The following is a 3,991-nucleotide window of genomic DNA, read 5'->3' on the forward strand; positions in this document are numbered from 1 at the left end:
CGGCAGATCTGCCAAAATAAATCACACAAACAAACGATAAACGCAAGGCTTTCCCCATAGAGAGAAACCGGATCCGTCAACAAATTATTCATCCCTGGCCTATCGGCGGGACGAATACTTAGTTATTGTGGCTAGTTTTTATATTTTTTTCACTTCAATGAATTTCCCGTTTTCAATAACGAATGTGCGTCCGCTAATTGTGATTTCTTCCCCTTCTTTTAAATCCATTAAGTTGGATATATCTTCTTCAATTGTATGAACTGAACCTTTGGTAGCTCTAGCCAAGTCAAGGTATTGTTTGTTGATTCCAAATTGTGTTCCGCATAAGATTATTCTAACTGGTCGGTCAATCTTATTAATGAATTCATAGTCTCGCATATTTGCCCAATTGTCTGCAATTAGAATCACGTCTCCACAATCTTTACATTTCTTAAATCCCTTGAGCATTGCTTCAATATCATTTTCAGGAGCGTCTCCACCGCCTCCGCTTCGCATACATTTATACGCCACTTCCTTTAACTTTTCAAAATCGTTGGCTTGGGAGTAATAGATTCCACCTGTACTACCTGCAACTTTCTTGTTGTCTGGTGTCATGTCACCATCGTTGAAGAAAACGAAATGTTGAACTTTGTTTTTATCAATATTTAACCTGTGCCAAACAAGAAGTTGTGTAGAATATGGCGACATACTACCTGTCAGGTCACAGTTAATCAGCATTTTGTTCCAATCTTTATTTCTATTCAAGACTGCAGATACTGTGGTGTCTTGAAAATAATTGCCAAAATCAAATGTTCCTGTTTCAGAAGAGGAAACTGAATCCGCAACTTCAAAAGCAACATCACTATCATAATAAGCTTCTGAACCCCCTTCTTCAAATTCTATAATTGCTGAAGTTCTGATTTCTGTTACTATGTGCGAGGTGTCTGAAATTGGCGCAATAAAAGTTAATGCAGTATCAATCAAACTTTCCATATAAGCGATTTCAGCTTCCATACTTTCTTTAGTTGGAGCAGGACGATAATAGACTGCATAGCCATGAAATAACTCTTTAGCTTCCTTTTCTGATTTAGCTCCTGTTTGTTTAATTGTTTTCCACTCTGTTAGGTTACTGTCGAATAATTCAGGTAAGTATTGAAAGAGATTGAATAGCCTTTCTCGGTTCAATTCTTCTTGCTTAAACTCTGAGTCAGACTTGAAGTCTGAATAAACGTAAGTAATGTATTTTATGTGAGTGTTTTCTAGTTTGGCTAAAATGGTAGAGTCTTTGAATTTGTTAGAGCCAAATTCTACTGCTAATGCTATATGTTTAAAAGGTGTTCCTTCTGAAAACTCATATTCTGTCAGTTGAGTTGGGTCTTCTAGAATACTGTCAAATTTTGGAAGAAGTTCATTAGGAACAATTGCTTGTCGACAGCTTGAGATTGTTCCTATAATTACAATTAGTAGGAATATTTTAGATATTGATTTCATTGTATTTTTTAATTAGCCACAACGTCTCTGTATGGTGCGTTGTGGATTTGATAAAGATACAACTTCAGTTTAGCACTTAGCAAAAACCGCTTGTCGGTTTTGTACTTTTCTTTTCTCGGACAAAATCCGTAAGCGGTTTTTGTGGGATTTCAAATAATCGCCAAATCTTGCCTAAGCACCTCACCCACAATGCACTATACAGCATGTTACAAGCCGTTTTTTTAAATCTGCATCTATTCAGCAGCTTACTCCTGTATCTTTTCAGTCTTAAAATCAGTCAAGCTTTTAATTGAAATACCGTTTTCAAGGTTTGCCTTTTTTTCGTTTTTCCTTGATGAAAAAGAAACAAAAAATCCCCCGGCCGCCAAAGGCTTGCCGACGGCACGGCAAGACAAAAAAATGCTCGAACCGCTTTTTTGTCCACCCGCCCCGACCTGTTCAACAATCTGACTGCAAAACTTGAAAAATGGCAGTTTCTGCAACGTCCGCAGTTTCGTCTCCGATTCTAGATTTTGGTCGTGATTGAAATTTGAGTTGAGTAAGCTGTCAAATTGAAAAGCTGCCGGTTGCGATTTTTGTGCCTGTCCGCCAATTCGGAGGAATAAAAATCTACATTGCCGTAATTGGCTTAGTCAACAAGTTTTGAAAATAATTTGCCATGTAATTCTTATGGCTTGTAACGACTAATGTATGAGTAGTAGCGGCTTTCAAGGATTAAAATTTCAATTTACCACTAAATTTTGTTTGGTGTTAATCTTTTAATTTTCAGTATTTAAATAGCTATTACTTATACATAATGTTACCCAACGTATTTCCTTATTTGATAATTATTTTTTCAGTCACAACACTATTATCAATTTCAACTTTCAAAAAATATTGACCACTTGAAATTTCTGAAATGTCTAACCGTCTTTCGAACGACTGAAATTGTTTTATTAGTTTTCCATTTAAGTCAAATAATTTCATAAACAGTAATTTGGAATCATTTTGAATAGAAATGAAGAGCAGGTTACTTGTCGGGTTAGGGTAAATACTGATTCGATTTAATTCATAAATTGAGTCTGGTGTAGAGAGAACTCCGTTTTCATCAACTTTAAAAGCGACAGGCACTATCTCGTCTTCTATCATAGAGGTACCTACACCAGCAAACCCATTGTCATTGGTCTTTGTTATGTGATTTCCATTAGCAAAAGTCGCCGAACTGTAATTGATAAAACTGCTCCAAAGGATATCAAAATTATTATCTATCTGGGTAATTCTATAATTCGATTGATAATCAAAACTTAACATTGTGACCATGTCAGACTCATCCTTATAAAACGAATAAGCCCATTCCATTAAGTCGTCGTTATAATTATATTCATAGTCATTCAAAAACATTCCATTAGCATCAAGCTCAATCACCAATGGTCTCGGAAACCCATTAGGTGCGTACCATCCGCAAACTAAAATGTTTCCGTTCGCCTTAATGAATACATCTCGACCTTGACCATGAAAATAGGCAAAGGTATTGTCCCAAATTAAGCCTCCAGAACTATCAAGGCAAACTATATATATTCCGTCAGGTGTAGTTACGGTTTGGGTAACATTTCCGGCAATTATAAAATGACCATCAGATGTTTCTGTTACGGAATACGCTCGGTGTTTAATAGAAGGATCCGGCTCATCTGGTTGGGTATATTCCCATTCCAGAATTCCAAATGAGTTTGTTTTAATCGCATACAAAGCCTGCGAACTTTCGGACGCAGATGTATGGTTTACACCAACCATAAGAAAACCACCGTCAGATGTTTCTATCACTTTCTTTGCAAATTGCGCAAAGCTACCCCCATAGTTATGCTGCCAAATTAGCTGTCCATCTATATCTATTTTTGCTAAAAAGGCATCATAATCGTCATTCTCATATCCATAATCTGACAAACCGGTAACCACTAGATTACCATCTAAGGTTTTAATTATGTTATAAAAATTAAGATCATGAATAGGCGAATTTGGATCACTAAAATAAGTAGTCCACAATTCATTTCCATAAACATCTAATCTCCTAATAACACCTTCTCCAACGAAATTTCCAATAATCGAATCGCCAGATGCCTTTTGACTACTACAAATAATGTAATCACCATTACTTAATTGAGTAATTCCTTCCCCTGATTCGCTTTTACCTATATCTCCATATGTTTTTTGGAAAGTAATTTGTGAGTATGTGAGTTGACTAATAAATATTAAACCAATAACAATTAAGATTCTCATTTTACATTTTTTTATGGTGGGTAACGGTTAGTATATGAAAAGTAGGCGATTACGAAGCACGAAACTTTCGGGTAAACACAAAATTTGATACGAGCCACAAGCCTTGATTTTATTACTGTTTCGCCTATTTTTTATATACATTGTTGAACGAATCCTCCCTGCGGTCGGAAGCTTTTCGGAGCTCAAAATACGTTTTCTTAGATTTATACCAATCTTAAAAATCAATATGATGTATAAAAAAAAGTAAAACGATAGTAGAGACTGCTAT

At 35.8% G+C, this 3,991-nt stretch carries 3 protein-coding genes; all 3 read right to left on the minus strand.

Annotation, left to right across the window (positions count from 1 at the left end; all coding sequences use genetic code 11):
* Positions 1–138: 138 nt before the first annotated feature.
* Complete coding sequence (locus tag G3O08_RS20370; RefSeq protein ID WP_163287293.1) at positions 139–1,470, minus strand: hypothetical protein; 1,332 nt, start codon at positions 1,468–1,470, stop codon at positions 139–141.
* Positions 1,471–1,715: 245 nt separating this feature from the next.
* Entirely contained in the window at positions 1,716–1,952 is a 237-nt protein-coding gene (locus G3O08_RS20375; protein ID WP_163287294.1) for a hypothetical protein, read from the minus strand.
* A gap of 334 nt (positions 1,953–2,286) precedes the next feature.
* Entirely contained in the window at positions 2,287–3,723 is a 1,437-nt protein-coding gene (locus G3O08_RS20380) for a T9SS type A sorting domain-containing protein (RefSeq protein WP_163287295.1), read from the minus strand.
* Positions 3,724–3,991: the final 268 nt, after the last annotated feature.

Source organism: Cryomorpha ignava, from assembly GCF_010686655.1.
Lineage (GTDB): Bacteria > Bacteroidota > Bacteroidia > Flavobacteriales_D > Cryomorphaceae > Cryomorpha > Cryomorpha ignava.

Excerpts from the sequence above, each read along its gene's own strand:
- G3O08_RS20370 (WP_163287293.1), bottom strand. The coding sequence starts at position 1,470 with ATGAAATCAATATCTAAAATATTCCTACTAATTGTAATTATAGGAACA.
- G3O08_RS20380 (WP_163287295.1), bottom strand. The coding sequence starts at position 3,723 with ATGAGAATCTTAATTGTTATTGGTTTAATATTTATTAGTCAACTCACA.